The sequence below is a fragment of the Kribbella sp. NPDC003505 genome, assembly GCF_040610875.1.
Lineage (GTDB): Bacteria > Actinomycetota > Actinomycetes > Propionibacteriales > Kribbellaceae > Kribbella.
The window spans coordinates 177,159-196,877 of sequence record NZ_JBEXNA010000002.1 but is presented as its reverse complement, the minus strand read 5'-3'; the positions used below and the strand labels follow the sequence as shown (position 1 = coordinate 196,877).

Annotated in this window: 15 protein-coding genes; 4 read left to right on the top strand and 11 right to left on the bottom strand. The window is 70.1% G+C overall.

The genetic code is table 11. The features are described from left to right. Nucleotides 1-45: 45 nt before the first annotated feature. The 4 genes from ABZX12_RS05360 (at nt 46) to ABZX12_RS05345 (ending at nt 4,394) form a co-directional block, all read left to right on the top strand. The gene (locus tag ABZX12_RS05360; RefSeq protein WP_355690048.1) at nt 46-1,233 is read left to right on the top strand and encodes a DUF418 domain-containing protein; all 1,188 of its coding nucleotides are present in this window, start codon (nt 46-48) and stop codon (nt 1,231-1,233) included. Nucleotides 1,234-1,251: 18 nt separating this feature from the next. Further along, entirely contained in the window at nt 1,252-1,854 is a 603-nt protein-coding gene (locus tag ABZX12_RS05355; protein ID WP_355690047.1) for a GNAT family N-acetyltransferase, read from the top strand. A 6-nt stretch (nt 1,855-1,860) separates the two neighbouring features. Further along, nucleotides 1,861-2,418 (top strand): winged helix-turn-helix domain-containing protein, encoded by a 558-nt coding sequence (locus ABZX12_RS05350; RefSeq protein ID WP_355690046.1) that lies wholly within the window; start codon nt 1,861-1,863, stop codon nt 2,416-2,418. 269 nt (nt 2,419-2,687) lie between these two features. Further along, nucleotides 2,688-4,394, top strand: coding sequence for an alpha/beta hydrolase (locus ABZX12_RS05345; protein ID WP_355690044.1), 1,707 nt, complete (start codon nt 2,688-2,690; stop codon nt 4,392-4,394). Nucleotides 4,395-4,774: 380 nt separating this feature from the next. Here the strand turns inward: ABZX12_RS05345 and ABZX12_RS05340 are convergent, their stop codons facing one another. The 11 genes from ABZX12_RS05340 to ABZX12_RS05290 all read right to left on the bottom strand — a co-directional run bounded on the left by ABZX12_RS05340 (nt 4,775) and on the right by ABZX12_RS05290 (nt 19,698). Then, a complete protein-coding gene (locus ABZX12_RS05340) occupies nt 4,775-7,273 on the bottom strand; it encodes a tetratricopeptide repeat protein (protein ID WP_355690042.1) in 2,499 nt (832 codons plus the stop codon). Between the two features lie 123 nt (nt 7,274-7,396). Beyond that, entirely contained in the window at nt 7,397-7,840 is a 444-nt protein-coding gene (locus ABZX12_RS05335; RefSeq protein WP_355690041.1) for a hypothetical protein, read from the bottom strand. 1 nt (nt 7,841) lies between these two features. After that, nucleotides 7,842-8,588, bottom strand: coding sequence for a 4-hydroxy-tetrahydrodipicolinate reductase (gene dapB, locus ABZX12_RS05330; protein ID WP_355690040.1), 747 nt, complete (start codon nt 8,586-8,588; stop codon nt 7,842-7,844). 48 nt (nt 8,589-8,636) lie between these two features. Further along, nucleotides 8,637-10,457, bottom strand: coding sequence for a hypothetical protein (locus ABZX12_RS05325; RefSeq protein WP_355690038.1), 1,821 nt, complete (start codon nt 10,455-10,457; stop codon nt 8,637-8,639). Nucleotides 10,458-10,493: 36 nt separating this feature from the next. Then, nucleotides 10,494-11,486, bottom strand: a complete 993-nt coding sequence (locus ABZX12_RS05320; RefSeq protein ID WP_355690036.1) for a dipeptide ABC transporter ATP-binding protein — start codon at nt 11,484-11,486, stop codon at nt 10,494-10,496. Further along, entirely contained in the window at nt 11,483-12,481 is a 999-nt protein-coding gene (locus ABZX12_RS05315) for an ABC transporter ATP-binding protein (RefSeq protein WP_355690034.1), read from the bottom strand. Before ABZX12_RS05315 ends, ABZX12_RS05320 begins: the two co-directional genes overlap by 4 nt. Further along, the gene (locus ABZX12_RS05310) at nt 12,478-13,374 is read right to left on the bottom strand and encodes an ABC transporter permease (protein WP_355690032.1); all 897 of its coding nucleotides are present in this window, start codon (nt 13,372-13,374) and stop codon (nt 12,478-12,480) included. The genes ABZX12_RS05315 and ABZX12_RS05310 overlap by 4 nt, the downstream gene beginning before the upstream one ends. Next, entirely contained in the window at nt 13,367-14,293 is a 927-nt protein-coding gene (locus ABZX12_RS05305; RefSeq protein ID WP_355690030.1) for an ABC transporter permease, read from the bottom strand. The genes ABZX12_RS05310 and ABZX12_RS05305 overlap by 8 nt, the downstream gene beginning before the upstream one ends. Continuing rightward, on the bottom strand, nt 14,290-15,873 hold the full coding sequence (locus tag ABZX12_RS05300) for an ABC transporter substrate-binding protein (protein ID WP_355690029.1): 1,584 nt from the start codon (nt 15,871-15,873) through the stop codon (nt 14,290-14,292). The genes ABZX12_RS05305 and ABZX12_RS05300 overlap by 4 nt, the downstream gene beginning before the upstream one ends. A gap of 304 nt (nt 15,874-16,177) precedes the next feature. Next, nucleotides 16,178-17,941 carry an ABC transporter ATP-binding protein gene (locus ABZX12_RS05295; RefSeq protein ID WP_355690027.1) on the bottom strand — a complete coding sequence of 588 codons (1,764 nt, stop codon included), beginning with the start codon at nt 17,939-17,941 and terminating at the stop codon, nt 16,178-16,180. Then, nucleotides 17,938-19,698: an ABC transporter ATP-binding protein gene (locus ABZX12_RS05290; protein WP_355690025.1), complete on the bottom strand. Its 1,761-nt coding sequence runs from the start codon at nt 19,696-19,698 to the stop codon at nt 17,938-17,940. Before ABZX12_RS05290 ends, ABZX12_RS05295 begins: the two co-directional genes overlap by 4 nt. Nucleotides 19,699-19,719: the final 21 nt, after the last annotated feature.

The following is a 19,719-nucleotide window of genomic DNA, read 5'->3' as shown; positions in this document are numbered from 1 at the left end:
ATTCAGTTATCCGTTCAAGGGCTAAACAGTTTCCCGGAGGACCCCGTGACCACCACACTCACCCCGGTCGTAGACCACCGCGGGCCCGTCACCGGCCGCGAGCGTGCCCTCGCGCCGGACCTGATCCGCGGCGCGATGCTGCTGCTGATCGGCCTCGCCAACAGCGCCAACTTCGCGTTCGCCGGCCAGCCCGGCGTGGAGAGCGCGCCGCACGGCTTCGAACGCGTGCTGAACTTCCTCAAACTCACCTTCGTCGACGCCCGGGCGTACCCGGTGTTCGCGGTGATGTTCGGCTACGGCCTGGTACAGCTCGCCCGCCGGCAGCGGTCCTCGGGGGCCGGCGCCGGGGCGGTACGGCGGATCTTGCTGAAGCGCAACGCCTGGCTGATCGCCTTCGGCCTCGCGCACGCGTCGCTGCTGTACTTCGGCGACTTCCTCGGCGCCTACGGCGTCGTCGGCATCGCCAGCACGCTGCTCCTGCTCAACCGCGGCGACAAGTTCCACCGGATCGCCCTCGGCATCTGGGCGCTGATGGCGGTCGAGGTCCTTGTCGTCGGAGCCACGGCTGTGCTCGCGGTCCTCAACAGTTCAGGTCCCGCCCACGCGCTGACCAACGCGCCGAACCCGTCGCTGGACGCGTCGTCGTACCTGGGCAGCTTGGTCGACCGGCTGCACGAGTACCCGCTGCACATGGCCAGCGTGCTGCCCTTCATCGTGATCGTCTGGCTCGGTATCTGGGCCGCTCGCAAGCAGCTGCTGGAGAACCCGGCCGCACACAAGACCCTGCTGACGCGCGTCGCTGTCTGCTGCCTCGGCCTGACGCTCGTCGGCGGGTTGCCGCTCGCGCTGGTCGGCGCCGGCCGGCTGCACGTCGACGAGAACGCGGTGGACGCGCTCAGCCTGCTGTCCCACGTGTCCGGCATGTTCGGCGGTCCGGGGTACGTCGCGCTGTTCGGTCTGCTCGTCATGCGGCTCCGCAGGCAGTCGCTTCCGGTCCGGGCGATCTCCGCGCTCGGCCAGCGGTCGCTGTCCGGCTACCTGTTCCAGTCGGGGTCGTGGATGGTTCTGCTGGCACCCTTCACGCTGGACCTGGACCTCTTCGGAAGTACGGCGTACACCGCGGCGCTGGTCGCGATCGGCGTCTGGATCGTCTCGGTGGCCGGCGCGTACGCGATGAGCCGGCGTTCGTACCGCGGCCCGGCCGAGACCCTGCTGCGGCGGCTCGTGTACTGACTTGCGAGGATTGCGGGCATGAGTGATTTCGGCGTACCGGAACCCGCCAAGCTCTCGGATCTGTCCGCCGGGACACCCGTGGCCGAGACCAGCGTGCGGCTGGCGCTGCCCGCGGAGGCCAACGCGATCGGCGAGATCCAGGTAGCGGCCTGGCGTACGTCGTACGCCGGGCTGCTGCCGGCCGATGTCCTCGCCGAGCTCGACCCGGCGCAGTTCGCGGCCCAGTGGCGGGCCGCGCTGGTCGCTCCGGGCGAGGCGCGCAACCGGGTGATGGTCGCGCTGGCCGGCCGCACGCTGGTCGGCTTCGCGGCCATCACGCCGTCCGACGACCCGGACGCCGACCCGCAGCACGACGCACTGATCGCCGAGCTCGCCGTCGCCCCGGAGGCCACCCGCGCCGGCCACGGTTCCCGGCTGCTCAACGCCGTCGTCGACACGATCCGCGCCGACGGCTTCCGGCGGGTCACCGTCTGGGTCAACTCCACCGACGACGTGCTCCGGGCGTTCTACACCGAAGCCGGCTGGGCCCCGGACGGCGCCCACCGCGAACTCGACCTCTACGGCGACGAGTCGGTCCGGATCAAGCAGATCCGCCTCCACACCGACCCCGGAACGGAGTAGCCGCCCATGCAGGTCGAAGTCAACGACGTCGGCGACATGGTCCTCACCGAGGCGGCTGCCCTGCGCGCTCTCGCGCACCCCGTACGCCTCGCGCTGATGGACCGGCTGACCCGCGGTACGGCGACCGTCGCGGAGCTGGCCGAGCAGGTCGGGGTCGTATCGGCCGAAGTCCAGGGACATGTCGAGGGCCTCGCCGAGGTGGGCCTGCTCGTCGCGGACGGCGACGGGTGGCGGGCGGTCGGGCGCGGCGTGTTCTTCGAGGTGCCGGAGTCCGGGCCCGAGGAGGTCCAGCTGGCCGCGCGCGAGCTGAGCAACGCGATGCTGCTGAACTACGAGCAGGTGCCGCGGGACTGGGTCGAGCAGACCGAGCCGAAGCTCGAGCTCGACTGGGCGCGGGCGGCAGGCCTGTTCAACGCCGGGATGACGGTCACCGCGGACGAGCTGCGGACCATCCAGGAAGACCTGGAGACGATGCTCAAGCCGTACCTGAACCGCACCGAGCAGCCCGAGGGCAGCCGGCGGATCCGGATGCTCGCGTACTTCCTGCCGTCGTCCGGCGCCTAGGTCCTGTCTGGTGATCCAGCGCCGTAGCGAGGAGGTGCTCGGTGCGGTGCATCGGCGTGCGGGGGCGAAGGTCTCGATGCGGAGCATCGTGGCCTTTGCACCCGTGCGGCGAGGTGCCGTGCCGAGTGCCCCGCAGTAGGCGATGGATCACCAGACAGGACCTAGCAGGCCGCCGATCGGCGACGAGCCGGGGGTGGTGCTCGACGGCTGTCAGCGCGCATGACAGATTGTCACGGACCGATCACGCATGGCCATCCGCTGGAGTCCGAATGAAGTACCTTCCCCTGGCCCTCGGCCTAGGGCTGTCCGTTGCCGCTGTTCTCGTCGTGCCGGGGTCGGGAGCGACCGCCTCCATGCAATCGGGGCAAACGGAGACCGTCGTCGACAGACCGCATCCGGTCGCGAACAAGTACCTCGACCAGAAACCGCACTGGTACCTGTGCGGCGAACCCGAGATGCGGACCTTCTGCGCGAAGATCACCGTCCCGCGCGACTGGGCCGACCAGTACTCCGGCAACGACCTGCAGATCGCGGTCAGCAAGGTCGCGCCTGCCAAGGGCAAGCCGAGCCGAGTGGTGTTCGGCAACCCCGGCGGGCCGGGTGGCGCGGGCCTGGGAATGGCGCCGTACCTCGCGAGCCAGGCGCCGCTCGCCAAGGACCACCTCGCCGTCGGCTTCGATCCGCGCGGCACCGGCGGCAGCTCGAACGTCAGCTGCGACGGGACGCCCGGCTACACGATGGACGCCCGCGACCGCGACCCCGCGAACCGCGACGTGATCGCCGAGGCGTCGGCGATGGCGCAGACGTACTGCGACCGCCAATCCCGCGGCTTGCTCCCGTACATCACGACCGCGCAGACCGTGCAGGACATGGACCTGATCCGGCAGCTGCTCGGCTACGACAAGATCGACTACCTCGGGTACTCCGGCGGCACCTGGCTCGGCGCGTACTACCAGACGTACTTCCCCGAGCACGTCGGCCGCTTCGTGCTGGACTCGAACACCGACTTCACCAAGACGTGGCTCGACACGTTCGTCAGCCAGCCGCAGGCGTTCGAGCGCCGCTTCCGCGAGGACTTCGCGTCCTGGGCCGCCAAGTACGACGACCAACTGCACCTCGGCTCCTCACCGGGCGCGGTCATCCGGCTCTACGAACGGTTGCGGCGGACGCTGAAGGAACGGCCCGCGACCGAGGAGTTCCTGGACGGCGCGGTGAACGTCACCTATGACGAGAACGTCCTCGACCAGATGGTGTCCGGGGACATGTACTCGAAACTCGACTTCCATTCCCTCGCGGCCGACCTGTTGTTCCTCACCGACCTTTCCGCGGCCCAGGCGAAAGGCGGTCCGCGGGCCGCGCAACACCGCGTCGACGCGCTCTCGCCGGCCCGCCAGCAGCAACTCGTGAAACGCGCCGGCCGGGAAGCCGTCGGCCTGCGGATGCTCGGTGAGGACGACGCCGAGGACGCCACCTTCACCGCGATCACCTGCAACGACACGGTCTGGCCGCAAGGCCGCGAGTACGGCGAACAACTCGCCGCCCGGCTCGGCCCGCACTTCCCGCTGGTCGGCTGGACGATGACCCAGAACCCCTGCTTCTACTGGGACCGGCCGAACCTGACGATGCCGACGCCCACCGGGAAAGGCCTGCCCACGACGCTGATGGTGCAGTCCGTGCACGACCCGGCGACCAGTTACAGCCTGGCCGCCTCGGCGCACAGCCGGTACGCCGGCTCGCGGCTGCTGACCGTCACGGGCGAGGGCGACCACGGCGTGTACGGCGGCGTGAACCGCTGTGCGGACCGGATCGTCAACACGTTCCTCACCACCGGTGTCGCACCGGCCGAGGACGTTTCCTGTGCCGGTGAAGGGATTCCCGCCCCCGAGACCGAGGAACCCGGTTTCGACGACGGCAGCGGCGCCCCGCTGCGGAAGATCGCGGGATTCACCAAGGCGATTTCCGGATATCTGCCGTAACGAGCGTTTGACAGCCGCCGGAATTCACCTACGGACCGGCAGTTCCCGGTCACCGTCGGCGAATTCCGGCAGAGGCTTTCGTTGTCAGGACAAATTTGTCAGGGCGATGTCAGGGTTCCGTCCCTGTGCGACACAGCGTGATAACGACAACATTGAGTCAGCGCGGAGGAACCGGGCGTCGACTGGGAGGGCTCGACGACGGTGACCATCGCCGACGTGGCTTCGGCCGGCTGTGAGGTGGGGGGACTGCCTGGGGGGTCAGACAGAGACACAGCCGGCCGGGTCACGCATCCGCGATCCGTGCCACCAGATCCCTCGCGGGGCACCGTCGATCCCCCAGGTCGTGGTGTCTCGCGAGGCACCCCCACGTCCGGCCGGTGTCAGAGCGGATCCCGGGTCCGGGCGGCCGATGGAGCCCCGGGCGGCGGGTACCCGTCCGCGACCGCGGCCAACGGCGCCGCGCGGCCGGCCGACCAGGCGGCCCGGAAGGCCCGACGCTCGAGGGATGCTTCGACGGCGGCTCGCGTCGCCTCACGATCGGCCCTCTCGATCACCGGCACCGGCGCGCCGATGACGTCGCGCACCCCGTCGGCGGCGCCGAGCAGGAAGGCGGCGTACTCGCTGCGTTCGCGTTGCTGGGCAACGGCGGCGAGCTCCTCGAGGACGCTGGCCGAGCGCCACCGGTCGCCGAGGTCACGATGTTCGGCGAGACTCTCGTCGAGCAGGTGCACGGCGCGTTCGGTCAGGCCGCGCCGGCGCTCGATGACGCCGAGCAGGTTCATCGACCAGGCGACACCCTCGCGGTAGCCGAGCCGTTGCGACAGCGCGAGGCTCTCCTGCAGCAGGTCCTCCGCCTCGACGAGCTCACCGCCGTACTGCGCGATCGCGCCGAGGCTGATCAGCGACCAGGCGAGCCCTTCGCCGTCGCCGACGACCCGGAAGCTGTCGCGGGCCCGCCGGCACCGGCGTTCCCCGACCTCGAGGTCGCCACGCAGCCAGGCCACGAACCCGAGGTGGTTGTGCGCCCAGGCCATGCCGCCGCGGTCCCCGAGACTCTCGTACAGGTCGTAGCTCTCGCAGTGCAGATCCTCGGCCGCCTCGTAGTCCCCGCGTTCGCGCGCGACCCCGCCGAGGCGCTGCAGCACCAAGGCCGTACCGGCCGGGTCGTCGAGCTCCTTGTACTGCCGCAGGGCAGTCTGTAGTCGCGCGGTCGCGGCGTCGTACTCGCACTGGAGGAACGCCAGCGTCCCGGCGCCCAGGTTCGCCTTCGCGCACACCGCCGACAGGTCCGCGATCTGTTCGGGCGGCACCGAGTCGCCGAGTTGCAGGGCGCGCTCGAGCCACTGACTGCCCTCGGCGTAATGGCCGCGCAGGTAGCAGAACAGCCACAGGCCACCGGCCAGACGCAGCGCCTCGGTGGCCGCGCCGGTTCGCAGCGCCCAGGCCATCGCGGCGCGCAGGTTCGGGAGCTCGCCTTCCAGCCGCTCGAGCCACTCGCCCTGGTCCGGTCCACGCAGATGGCTCTCGGACTCCTCGGCCAGCTCCACGTAGTACCGGGCGTGCCGCGCGGCAGCCTCCTCCGTCTCACCGGACGCCCGCAGCTGATCGGCCGCGAACTCCCGGATCACCCCGAGCATGTAGTACCGCGCGACGCCGCCGCGCCGGACCACCCGGATCAGCGACTTGTCCGCCAGCCTGCCGATGAGGTCGAGGGCCTCGGCCCGGGTGGCGCCGCCGGGCATGACCGCGGCGGCCGCGCCGAGCGTCCAGCCGCCCGCGAACACCGACAACTGGGCGAACGCGTCCCGCTCGGTCCGGGTGAGCAGCGCGTGACTCCACTCGATCGCGCCGTACATCGACTGCTGGCGCGGTGAAGCGGTCGGCGGGCCGCCGGCCAGGATGCTGAAGGAGGTCTCGAGCTCGGTCGCCAGTTCCTCGATCGTCATCACGTTCATCCGCGCCGCGGCCAGCTCGATCGCCAGCGGCATGCCCCCGAGGCGGCGGACGACGCGCGCGACCTGGTCGAGCTGGCCGGTCGGGTCGTAGCCACGCGCCGTCGCGCGCTCGACGAACAGCCGCACGGCCTCCGAGGACGCCAACTGGTCCGGGTCGTGCGGCAGCGACAACGCCGGTACGACGTACACGCTCTCGCCCGGCAGCCGGAGCAGTTCGCGGCTGGACGCGAGGATCGACAGGTTCGGGCAGTACTCGAGCAGGGCTGCGCAGATCCGGCCGACCGTCGCGACCTGGTGCGAGCAGTTGTCGAACACGAGCAGCATCGTGCTCCGGCCGATCTGCTCGGCGATCTCCTCGACCAGCCGGGTGCTCTCCAGCAGGTGCATCCCGATCGAGGTCGCCGTCGTCGGCGCCACGGCCGCGGAGTCGGTCACCGAGGCGAGCGGCACCCAGCAGACGCCGTCCGGGAAGTTGTCGGCCACGCGGCCGGCGAGCGCCAGCGTGAGCCGCGTCTTGCCGATCCCGCCGGGCCCGGTCAAGGTGAGCAAACGCGTGATTCGCTGGCCCAGCAGGCGTGTCGTCGCGCTCAGCTCGGTCGTCCGCCCGATCAGTTCGCTGATCGGCGCCGGCGGTTGCCGCAGCGGCAGCCGTGCGGTGTCGGCCTCCTGGCGCGCGGCCGCGGTCAGCGCCGCGACGTCCGCATCACCGAGCCGCAGCGCGTCCGCGAGCAGGCGCAGCGTGTGCGCCCGCGGCGCACGTCGCCTCCCCCGCTCCAATGCCGCGATCGCGTCGACGCTCAGACCGGCGAGCTCCGCCAGCTTCTCCTGCGACAGCCCGGCCTCCCGCCGATGCCGTCGCAGCAGGCCACCGAACCCTGCCCCCTGCACGTCGTCCGAGCCACGGCGAGACCCGTCTGATGGCACAGGACGGCTCCACCCAGTCTCCGACCCTTTACGTGGCGGCTGCCACGTACCTTCCTGAAAATATCCCGTTCCGCACCCGGTTGTCAGTCATCTCGGGACGTTCACAGCGAACTCCCGGGTAACTCACGAGGTCCGGTCGTGGTGCGCGATCGCCGTCCGCATCGCCTCGCGCGCCCGCTTCCGGTCCCCCGCGGCGTCGTACGCCGTGGACAGCCGGAACCACACGCGCCAGTCGTCCGGGGCCGCTTCCGCCTCGGCTTTGTACCGCCCGAAGGCCTCGTCCGCGGCGGCCCGGTCGACCCGGCCGGACGGCCTGCGGGGCAGGTCGTCGACCGGCAGGCCACCGGCCGCCTCCAACTCGCGCGCCAGCACCTCGGTCCGCCGGCCGAACTGGATCTCGCGCCACACCAGGTAGGCGCCGACGAACGGGATGACCAGCACCGCGACGCCGAGCACGACCGGGACCGGCGTACCGACCTCGATCAGCAGCACGCCGCGCCAGCCGATCAGAACGGCGTACGCGACGAACACGACCGCGAGCACGAACGCGGTCTGCTTGGCTCTCATGTCAGGTGAGGTCCAGGAAGTGCTCGAGGCCGACGGTGAGACCCGGCGCGCCGCCGATCCGCCGGACGCCGAGGAGCACGCCGGCCATGAACGAGACACGGGCCATCGAGTCGTGCCGGATCGTCAGCGTCTCGCCCTCGTCGCCGAACAGCACCTCCTGGTGCGCGATCAGGCCGCGCAGCCGGACGCCGTGCACCCGGATCCCGGCGACGTCCGCGCCGCGGGCGCCGTCGAGCGCCGTCGTGGTCGCGTCCGGGATCGGGGCGGAGCCGGCCTCGCGGCGCGCGTCGGCGATCAGCTCCGCCGTCCGGCGCGCCGTGCCGGACGGGGCGTCGACCTTGTCCGGGTGGTGCAGCTCGACGATCTCGACGGACTCGTAGTACGGCGCGGCCTTCGCGGCGAACTGCATCATCAGCACGGCGCCGATCGAGAAGTTCGGTGCGATCAGCACACCGGTCCCGGGCGCCTTCGCGAGCAGCTCACGCAGGACGGCGAGCCGCTCGTCGTCGAAACCGGTGGTGCCGACGACGGCGTGGACGCCGTGCTCGATGCACCAGGCCAGGTTGTCCATCACGACCTCGGGACGGGTGAAGTCGACCACCACCTCGGCGCCGGCCGCGGTCAGCGCGTCGAGCGTGTCGCCCTGGTCGAGCTGCGCGACCAGCTCACAATCGGCGGCCTCCTCGACCGCGAGGCACGTCTGAGCGCCCATCCTGCCCTTGGCCCCCAGGACACCGACCTTGATCATGCGCACCCTTCCTGTCCGAGATCCTGTCCGATCGTCGGGAACAGGATGTCATCCGGCGGAGCGGCCGCCCCGCTCGACCTTCGGAATCCACACCTGCAGGCCGATCGTGTCGTGCGCGGGCGCCAGTTGCTCGTACTCGGCGCGGAAGTCCAGCCCACAGGCGCGCAGGGCGCCGATCTCGACGTCCGAGATCGCCCGGTTCAGGACGACGAGCGGCGCCCTGGACGGACGGTCCTCGCGGCAGACCTGCTCGATGCCGGCGGCGGTCCGGGCGCGTTCCTTCGGCGCGATCCAGGCTTCACCGAGCGGGCGGCCGCCGAGGATCAGGACCAGACCGGCCATCTTGTCGAAGGCGAGCACCGGCCGCCCGGGCGGATCGGTGTACGGCTTGAGCTCCGCGGCCAGACGACCGAAGTTCTCCTCCGCCGCCGGTGACAGGTGGACGCCGTCGAGCGCGGGGATCGTCGAGGCCGCGGTCAGCTGCGAGTGGCCGACCGAGCGGTACGGGTAACGGAACAGGCCCGTGTACGCGATCGTCGAGGTCGCGACGAGCGCGCCGACGAGGACGAGCCCGAGGGTCAGCCGCGCCACGATCGGCGTGGCCCAGATGCCGGTGAGGACCGCGATCATCACCGCGGCCCAGGCGGCGAACGCGTTGAAGCCGATCGTGTACAGCGGCGTGTTCGTCCCGAAGGCCTGCACCAGCGGCAGCAGGACGAGCAGCGCGAAGATGACCCAGGTCCGGGTGTTCTCGCGGCTCAGCAGGGAGCGCGGCGTGACGCCGGCCCGGCCCGCGATCACGGCGCCCACAGCCGCGACGACCGCGACCAGTACGGCGGCCAGCAGCGTCTCGGCGTACATCGGGATGTGCTGGGAGCCGCCCAATGCGCCGTCGGCGACGGCGACGCGTCGTACGGAGAAAATCAAGGCGACCAGGGCGAGGACCGCCGCGGCGATCCGGAGCCAACGCCAGCGGGCGATCGTGGCGACCGCGATTGCGATCAGCAGCAGGCCGTGCGCGACGAGTGTCCGGCCGATCAGGGTGATCGTGCTCGACCAGTACAGGTGCAACAGCTCGGGCGGCGTGTACGACGTACCGGCGATGAACTTGTTGACGTCGAGGATCCCCGGCACCGCGACGTCCAGGCGGACCACGAAGAGCTGGACGACCAGCGCCGCCAGCCCCAGCCCGCCGAGCGCGAAAAGGATGCCGCGGGCAACGGATCTCCCGCCCTGCGCGGCCAGCACGACCACCGCGGTGATCACGATCAGCCCGATCACCACGACCGACGTCCACTTGGCCAGCACCATCACGCCGATCACCAGTCCGGCGACGACGAAGATCCAGAACGGCACCGGCGTCCCGCGATCGACCGCCGTCGCCATCCACAGCACGCACGACACCAGCGCCAGTGCGCCGAGCAGCACGACATCGTTGTACCCGGGCGACTGCGGGATCCAGCTGTAACACATCCCGCCCGCGGCGAGCACCACCGCCGTCCCCGCGGCCTCCCACAGTCGGGTGGGCGGCGCATCGGGCCGTCGGCCGCGCAGCCAGCGCATGAAGCTGTAACCGAAGACGAGGTGGACGGCGACCACGGTGAACAGCCGGAAGAAGCGCAGCTTGACGATGTCGTACCCGAACCACTCGAACACCGGGCCGTACACGTACTGCACGCCGGTCAGCGCCAGCGGGTTACTGTCCCACCACCGGTACGAGAGCAGGTAGTAGCCCTCGTCGGTGATGTCGAACCCTTCGTTGGCGGCCCGGCCCGCGGTGAGAATCCACCACGCGGCCAGCCCGCCGGCGACCACGATCACCCCGGCAAGCACCACGAACCGTCTGCCTGCCGAGGAAACCGTACTCACGGCCGCCACCCTAGGCCATCACTCCACAGCTATCGCTCACGCGTGTGAGTAGGCGGTCTGCGCATCCTCCGCGAAGTGACAGGACACGGTCTGGCCCGACCTGATCTCCCGGAGCTCTGGTACGTCGGTGCTGCACTTGGCCTCGGCCCGCAGGCAGCGGGTGTGGAACCGGCAGCCGGACGGCGGCATGACCGGTGACGGCGGGTCACCGGCGAGCACGATCCGCTGGCGGCCCTGCCGCGCCAGACCGGGCTCGGCCGACAGCAGCGCCTGCGTGTACGGGTGCGCGGGCACGTCGTACACCTGCTGGTGACCGCCCAGCTCCGCGACCTTGCCGAGGTACATGACCGCGACCCGATCCGAGACGTGCCGGACCACCGACAGGTCGTGGGCGACGAAGATGATGCTCAGGCCGAGCTCCCGCTGCAGCCGCATCAACAGGTTCACCACCTGCGCCTGCACGGACAGGTCCAGCGCCGACACCGGCTCGTCGCACAGCAGGACGTCGGGGTTCAGCGCGATGGCCCGCGCGATCCCGATCCGCTGCCGCTGACCGCCGGAGAACTGGTGCGGGAACTTGGTCGCGTCCTCCGGCCGCAGCCCGACCAGCTCGAGCAGCTCGCGGACCCGGACCCGGAGGTCGACGCCCTTGCCGACATCCGGGTGCACCTCGAACGGCTCGGCGACGATCTCGCCGACCCGCATCCGCGGGTTCAGGCTCGAGTACGGGTCCTGGAACACCACCTGGACGTTGCGGCGCCAGCGTCGCAGCTCCCCGCCACGCAGCTTGCTCACGTCGACACCGCCGTACTCGATCCGGCCCTCCGTCGGCTTCTCCAGGGCGGCCAGCAGCCGGACGAGGGTCGACTTCCCGCAGCCCGACTCGCCGACGATGCCGAGCGACTCGCCCTTGCGCAGCGTCAGATCCACGCCGTCGACGGCCCGGACCACGGTCTTGGCGCCGAAGTTCAGCGCCGGACTGATGTCGTAGTGCTTCACGACGTTCGTTGCCACCAGCAACTCGTTCACACAGCCTCCTTGGCGGCGATCGTCGTCCGCCGCAGGCACGCGGCATCGCGCCCCGGCGCCACGGTCAGCAACGGCGGCACCTCGGCGGCGCAGTCGTCGACCGCGATCGGGCACCGGGTCCGGAACGCGCACCCGGACGGCATCGCCCGCAGCGACGGCGGCGTGCCCGGGATCGTCGGCAGCTCACGGCCCTTCAGGTCGGCCGACGGCATCGAGCCCAGCAGCCCTTCGGTGTACGGGTGTACCGGGTGGTCGAGCGCCTCCGCGGTCGCGGCCCGCTCGACCACGTGGCCGGCGTACATCACCACGACGTTGTCGGCGACGTCCGAGACCACGCCGAGGTCGTGGGTGATCAGCACCACGCCCATGTCCCGCTCGGCCTGCAGCTCCGCGATCAGCTCGAGGATCTGCGCCTGCACGGTGACGTCGAGCGCGGTGGTCGGCTCGTCGGCGATCAGGACGTCGGGATCGAGCGCGAGCGCCATCGCCAGCATCACCCGCTGCCGCATCCCGCCGGAGAACTCGTGCGGATAGTCCCGCACCCGCTTCGCGGCGGCCGGGATCCGCACCCGGTCGAGCATCTCGGCGGCGTGCTTGAGCGCGTCCCGCTTCGACATCCCGCGGTGCACCCGGTAGCACTCGGCGATCTGGGTCCCGACCGACTGCACCGGGTTCAGCGCCGACAGCGAGTCCTGGAACACCATCGTGATCCGGTCGCCGACGATCCGGCGCCGTTCGGCCGTGGTCATCGAGATCAGGTCCACGCCGCGGTACTCCGCGGTCCCGGACACGATCCGGCCGGGCGGCATCTCCAGGATCCCGGTCAGCGCCTGGGTCGAGACGCTCTTGCCGGACCCGGACTCGCCGAGGATCGCCAGCGTCTCCCCCGCACGCACCTGCCAGGACACCCCGTCCACGGCCCGGACCGGACCGCGCGGCGTGTCGAACTCCACCGACAGATTGTCGACCTTGAGCAGTACCTCACCAGTACTCATCGCATCAACTTCGGGTCGAGGGCGTCCCGGATCGAGTCGCCGATGATCATGAACGAGATCGTCATCGTGGAGATGAACAACGCCGGCCAGATGAACAGGTGCGGGGTGTCGCGGTACGACGCCGCGACGCCGAACTGCGAGCCCCACGAGATCGACGGCGGTTGCAGCCCGACCCCGAGGAACGTCAGCGCGGCCTCCAGCCCGACCATGCCGCCGATGCCGAGCGTGGTCATCGCCAGCAGCGGCGCCATCGCGTTCGGGAACACGTGCTTGCGCAGGATCCGGACCGGCGGCACCCCGATCGAGCGGGCCGCGAGCACGTACTCGCGGTTGCGGACCGAGAACACCGTGGCCCGCATCAGCCGCATCCCGCCCGGCCAGCCGATCAGCAGGATGACGCCGACGATGATCCAGATGCTGCGGTCCGCGACCGAGTTCAGGATCACGATCAGCACCACGATGCCGGGGATCGAGAACAGCACGTCGGCGGTGCGCGAGATCAGCCCGTCCACGAAGCCCGGGAAGTACCCGGCCAGCAGGCCGAGCGAGCCGGCCAGCAGGAACACGCCGAAACTCGCGCAGATGCTGACCAGCACCGACGGCCGGGCGCCGTACACGACGTTCGCGAAGTAGTCGCAGCCCTGGATGTCGAACCCGAACGGGTGCCCTGGCCCGCTGCCCTGGCGACTCTTCCCGAGCTCACAGAACCGGGGATCGACGGAGGTGAACAGCTTCGGCACCGCCGCCATCGCGAAGAACACCACCAGCAGCAGGCTGCACAGGACGAACGGCGGCTTGCGCAGCAGCGCCCGCAGCAACTCGCGGTTGGACAGGGTACGACCGTCGCCGAGCTCCTGGGCTTCGGCGCCGACCACTGCTTGCACGTCAGACATTGCGCACCCTCGGATCCAGGACGCCGTACAGGAGGTCGACCAGCAGGTTGATCAGGATGAACGAGATGAACGCGAGTGTGGACAGCAGCACCACGACACCGCCCTCCTTCAGCTTGATCGCCTGGAACATGAACTGGCCGAGCCCGGGCAGGTTGAAGATGGATTCGGTGATGATCGCGCCGCCGAACATGCCGGCCAGGTCGAGCCCGATGAACGTGACCACCGGCAGCAGCGCGTTCGGCAGGATGTGCCGCCACAGCACCCGCTGCTCGCCGAGGCCCTTGGCCCGCGCGGTCTTCACGAAGTCCGCGTTCACCGTCTCCACGATCGAGGTGCGCAGCAACCGGGCCAGCCCGGCGAAGCCGAGCACGCCGATCACCAGCGCGGGCAGCAGGTACGAGCGCGGGAACCCTTCGAGCACGCCCGACACCGGGAACCACTTCAGCTCGACGCCGAACAGGTACTGCGCAGCGAAGTACGCCACCAGCCCGGGCACCGCGAGCAGCACGAGTGTCGTCAGCAGCAACGACCGGTCGATCCAGCCGTTCCGCTTGAAACCGGCGTAGATCCCGAAGAACAGCCCCAGCGTCCACTGGACGGCGTTCGCCAGCAGCGTCAGCTTCAGCGTCACCGGGATCCGCAGCCGGAGCTGCGCCGCGATGTCCGCACCCGCGAACGTCGTACCGAAGTGGCCGGTGAGGATGTCCTTCATGCTCAGCAGGTACTGGACGATGAACGGATCGTCCAGGTGGTACTGCGCCCGCTTGGCGGCGAGCACCGCGGCCGGGATCGGCTTGTCGCCGGCCAGTTCCCGCAGGGGGTCCCCGGGCATCGCGAAGACGAGCGCGAAGACCCCCAGCGTCACCAGCACACCGATCGGCACGGCCGCCAGCGCACGTCGCAGGACGAACCGGATCACTTGAACGTTGCCCAAAGCGCCGAGACGCCGACGTACTTCGAGACGCGCGGCTCGATCTTGGCCGAGTGCAGGTACGCGTTCGACTTGGTGTACAGCGGGATCAGCGGCATGTCCTCGAGCGCGATGTCCTCGGCCTGCTGGTACAGCTTGATCGCCTTGTCCGGGTCCGGCTCGGCGTCGCCCTTGGCCAGCACGGCGTCCAGCGCCGGGTTCGAGTACATGGCGAAGTTCGCGTCACCGTTGGACTTGAACATCGGCGTCAGGTAGTCCTCGATCGACGGGTAGTCGTGGCCCCAGCCGCTGAACCGCAGGCCGTCCAGCTTGTGGTTGTTGGCCAGCTCGGTGATCTCCGAGCTCTGCTTGCCGGTGTACTTCACCTCGATGCCGAGGTTCTGCCGGAGCATGTTGCCGATCGCCTCGGCGAAGATCTGGCCGGTCGCCGACGTGGTGCTGTAGTTGATGTTCAGCGGGCCGGTGAATCCGCCCGCCTCCTGCAGCAGCTGCTTGGCCTTGCCGGCGTCGAAAGCGCAGTACTTGCAGGCGTTCGCGCGGTAGCCCGCCATGTCCGGGGCGACCAGGCCCGTGGCCGGCTCGGACAGCCCGACCAGGTCGGCGAACGCCTTGCGGTCGATCGCCTCCGAGATCGCGTGCCGGATCTTCGGGTTCTTGAACCGCGCGTCCCAGGCCGGGATCACCAGGTAGTTCGCGCCGGAGCTGACGCTGGTCACCCACTGGTCCGGAGCGTCGGTCTTGAAACTCTTCACCTTGGTCGACGGCACGTCCACGAAGTCGAGGTTGCCGGCCAGGAACTCGTTGTACGCGGTGTCCGCGTTCGGGATGAACCGGTAGGTGATCTCGTCGGCCTGCGGGACCAGGGCGCCCTTGTAGCCGTCCCACTTGGCCAGCTTGAGGTCGTCACCGGGGTTCCAGTCCGCGGCCAGTTTGTACGGGCCGTTGCCGATCGGCTTGCGCTTGTACGCGTCCGGGTTCTTGCGGACCTCTTCGGGCAGCGGCGCGAGGCCGAGGTACTGCAGCGTCAGGCCGAACTGCGAGAACGGCACCTTGAGCTTGACCGAGAACGTCAGGTCGTCGATCTGCTTCAGGCCGCTCATCGTCTTCACCGCGGTCGGCTTCGGCGTCGCGCCGTCGGGCGTCGGCGGGTTCAGCGCGTCGTACCCGTCGACCTTGGAGAAGAACCCGTTGTTCTTCCAGGCGTTCGAGCCCATCGCGGTCATGTTCCAGCTGTCCACGTAGTCCTTCGCGGTCAGCGGCTGGCCGTTCTGGAAGGTGTTGCCGGGCTTCAGCTTGATCGTCCAGGTCTGGCTGGTCTTGTCCGGCGTGACCGAGTCGGCCATCACGTTCTGCAGCTTGCCCGTCTCCGGGTCCGTGGTCACCAGCGGCGCGAAGATCGCCATCGAGACGCCGATCCCCGCGGTGCCGTTGTCGTTCAACGGGTTGATGTACTCCGGCGGGTCGGCGGCGATCGCGATCACCTCGGTCTTGCTGCCGGAGCTGCCGCCGGAGCCGCTGCTCTTCCCGTCACCACACGAGGCGAGCACCAGCGCCAAGCCGAGTGCCACCCCCACTACCCCACTCAGACGTCGCACGGTCGAACCAACTTCCTCGGCGGGAGGGCCGTTTAGGCGGGCGGAACAAGCGCCATGGTGGCTGGTCGAAACTGCGCATGTCAACGTTGTCAGGCGCAAAGCGGCGGCGCGTAACGTAGGCGTTACTTTGCCAAGACCTCAGATGACCAGCGGTCGCTTCCGGAGCGAGCCCCCACTTAATCAGATCAGCCCGCCAGAGTCATCTGATGACAGATCAGATTTGTGCGAAACTCATCACTGCGCACAGTTGCGCAGTGTCAGCCGTGCTCAGCGACGGTCAGCGGTAACCAGCCGCTTGCAGACGGTACAACCCGGCATACGTACCGCCGGACGCCAGCAGTTCCTCGTGCGTGCCGCGTTCGACCACGCGGCCGCGCTCCAGGACGACGATCAGATCCGCCGACCGCACCGTGGAGAAACGATGTGAGATCAGCACGGTGATCCGCCCGTCCGCGCGGCCCGCGCGCGCCTCCGCGGCCAGCCGGTCGAACAGCGCTGCCTCGGTCTGCGGATCCAGCGAGGCGCTCGGCTCGTCCATGATCATCAGCAGCGGCTCGGGCCGCACGAGCGCGCGGGCGATCGCCAGCTTCTGCCATTGCCCGCCGGACAGTTCGACGCCGCCGGCCCACGAAGTCCCCAACGGGGTGTCGGCACCGTGCGGCAATGCGTCGACGAAGGTCGCGTCCGCCTTGACGAGCGCGGACCGGACTTGCTCCGGCGACTCGGACAACCCGCCGACCGCAACCGCCTCACCGGCCGTGAGCTGATAGCGGACGAAGTCCTGGAAGCCGGCGCTCACCCGCTGCCGGTACTGCTCGAGGTCGAACGCGGCGAGATCGACGCCGTCGACGAGGACCTCCCCCGTGGCGGGCCGATACATCCCGGTGAGGAGCTTGACGAGCGTCGACTTGCCCGCGCCGTTCTCGCCGACGATCGCGACCGTCCGGCCCGCGGGCAGGAACAGGTCCAAACCCTGAACGGCCGGGCGGTCGTCGGAGCCGTAGCCGAACGTCACTTGGCGCAGCTCGATCCCGTTCGCCAGGCGGTCGGGGACGGGCGCCGTGCCTGGTTCCTGCCGTGCCTGCGCGCTGAGCCAGAAGTAGTGCTCGGCGGTTGTGCGCACGCGCAGTACGGTGCCTGCCAGGTCGAGCACACGGTTCGCTGCGCTCACGACGGCACCGGCGAGGGCGAGCGCCAGGGCCACATCGCCGGGAGTGACCCGTCCGGCCATCGCCTCGCGCAGGATGATCGCCAGCGCGACCGCGTACGCGAGCGGGAACACCGCCCAGCCGGCGGCCCCGACCGCGACCGACCGGAACAGCGCCGCCCGGGCGATCCGGTTGGCCGCGCCGGCCGCCTCATGGTGATGACGCAGCAGCTCCTCGCTCAGCGACGCAACGTGAATCTCCTGCGCCGAAGACGGTGCGACCGAGACCATGAAGAGTTGCTGCGCGAGCCGTCGGTGCGGAGCCGCCGCCAGCTCCGACCGTCTACGGATGCTTTCGGCCCGGCGGCTCAACCACAGCGAAGGAATCGCGATCAGGGGCAGCAGGGCCAGCACCGGCTTCAGCTGCGCCAGCAGGACCGTGCTGATCACCAACTGGGTGACGACGAACAGACCGATGAACGGCATCGTGACGCTGTCCGCGAGCTCCGACGCCTCTCGCCGCAGCGACTGCAGGCGGTCCAGGAACTCGGGCCGCTCGAAGTGCTCGATCTGCGGCGCGCTCGTGGCCAGCCGGAGCACCCGTCGCTCGGCGACGAAGCTGGACCGCTCGCGCATCCGGATCGTTGCCCACCGGTACCCGATCGGGGCCGTCAGCACGAAGGCCAGCGCGACGGCCACCGCGACACCACCGGCGATCACCTGCTGGGAATCGCCCGTGACCACACCGTCGACCAACGGCCGGACACCGAGCGCGGCCAGCAACGGGCTGACGAAGCTCGACATCGTCACCACGGTGTAGAGCGTGAACAGCCCAGGCCCGATCTCCCAGCCGAGGCCGATCAGCAGGCGGGCGGTGCCGATCCACGACCTCATGCCAGGTCCTCGAAACGTGACGCTTGCAGCCGGAACAGGTGTGCGTACGTCCCGTCGAGCTCGAGCAACTCGTCGTGCGATCCCTGCTCGACGATCCGGCCCTCGTCGAGGACGACGATCGACGACGCCTGCCGCACGGTGGAGAACCGGTGCGAGATCACGATCGTCGTCAACCCGGCCGTCAGGTCGAGGAACCGCCGGTACAGCTCCGCCTCCGACCGGGCGTCCAGATGTGCGGCCGGCTCGTCCAGCACCAGCACGGATGCGCCTTGCTCCACGGCGTACAGCGCTCGCGCGAGGCCCAGCCGCTGCCACTCGCCGCCGGACAGCTCGACCCCGCCGCCGAACTCGGCCGAGAGCACTGTCTCCCAGCCGTTCGGCAACGCGTCGACGACGCTCGTCGCACCTGCCCGCTCGACGGCCGCGTCCGGCGAGCCGTCGGCGCGGCCGAACCGGACGTTGGCGTACGCCGACATCGGGAGCCGCAGCGGATGCTGGAAAACCACCGCCAGCCTGCGCCGCCAGTCGGCGACGTCGAGCTCCGGCAAGTTGGTGCCGTCGATCGCGATCGTTCCGCGCGTCGGCTCGTACAGGCCGCAGAGCAGCTTGACGAGGCTGGTCTTGCCCGCGCCGTTCGGGCCGACGACCGCGAGCGACCGCCCGGCCGGGATCACCAGATCGAAGTCGCGCAGCACCGGCCGGCTCGTGCCCGGATAGCTGAAAGACACGCCACGGAAGGCGATCTCGCGTGCGGGCATCCCGGTCGCGGGTCGCGTTCCGGCCTCGCCTGTCGGGGACGCGGCCGCACGCAGCGCCGCGTCGTACCGTCCGAGGGTCGCCAGCGCGAGCTCGGTCTGCAGGCCGGACCACGACGACTGCTGGATGCCGCCGAGCGCGACCAGGAACGTCTGGACGTACGTCACTGTCGCTCCCGCCGGCACATGCCCGGCCACGGCCTCCCGGACCACGAGCACGATGCCGCCCAGGACGACGACGCCGAGCATCGCGGTCGCGATCAACGGACGCCGGCCCGCCGGGGTCAGCACGCGCCGCATCGTCGCGGTCCAGGTCTCGCCGTGCCGGGTCACGACGAAGTCCGGCAACCCGAACACACGGATCTCCTTCGCGGCGGCCGGTGTGGTGCCCAGGTCGTTGAAGTACCGCATCCGGCGCGCCGACTCGGACGCCCCGTAGTGGTGCCCGGCCTCGGCGCGGGACGCGACCCGGTCCTCGTACGCCGCCCACACGCCGGCCACCAGCAGACCGGCGCCGAGCCACCACCGGAACCCGCCGAGAACGATGCCCGAAGCAAGCAACACGATCCGGCCGGTGGCCAGCCCGCCGATCGTGCTCGCGAGCCGGCCCGGGCGGGCCCAATCGGCCCGCAGCGTGTCGCGGCCGACCTCCACCAGCGCGGCCGTCGCCGGATCCTCCAGCTGCCGTACGGCGCCGGGCGCGGACACCGCCCGCATCAGATCGTGCTGCAGCACCGCGTCGACCTGCTCTCCGAGCGCCGCCGCCGACGCCCGCTGCAAGGTCCCCGCGATCCACTGCAGCAACAGACCCCCGGCACCGACGGCGGCCCACACCATCGCCCGCGAACCGTCCCCGTCGGCAACCCCCGCGACAATCTGCCCGATCGCCACCACGGTCCCGATCGGCGCTGCCGCCGACAATACGACCGTCACGACCACCACCACGACCAGCCCACGCCCCGCCCGCCAGGCCACGGACACGAATCCCCGAAATCCGGTCACCGCCCCAAGTTGACTAGAGTC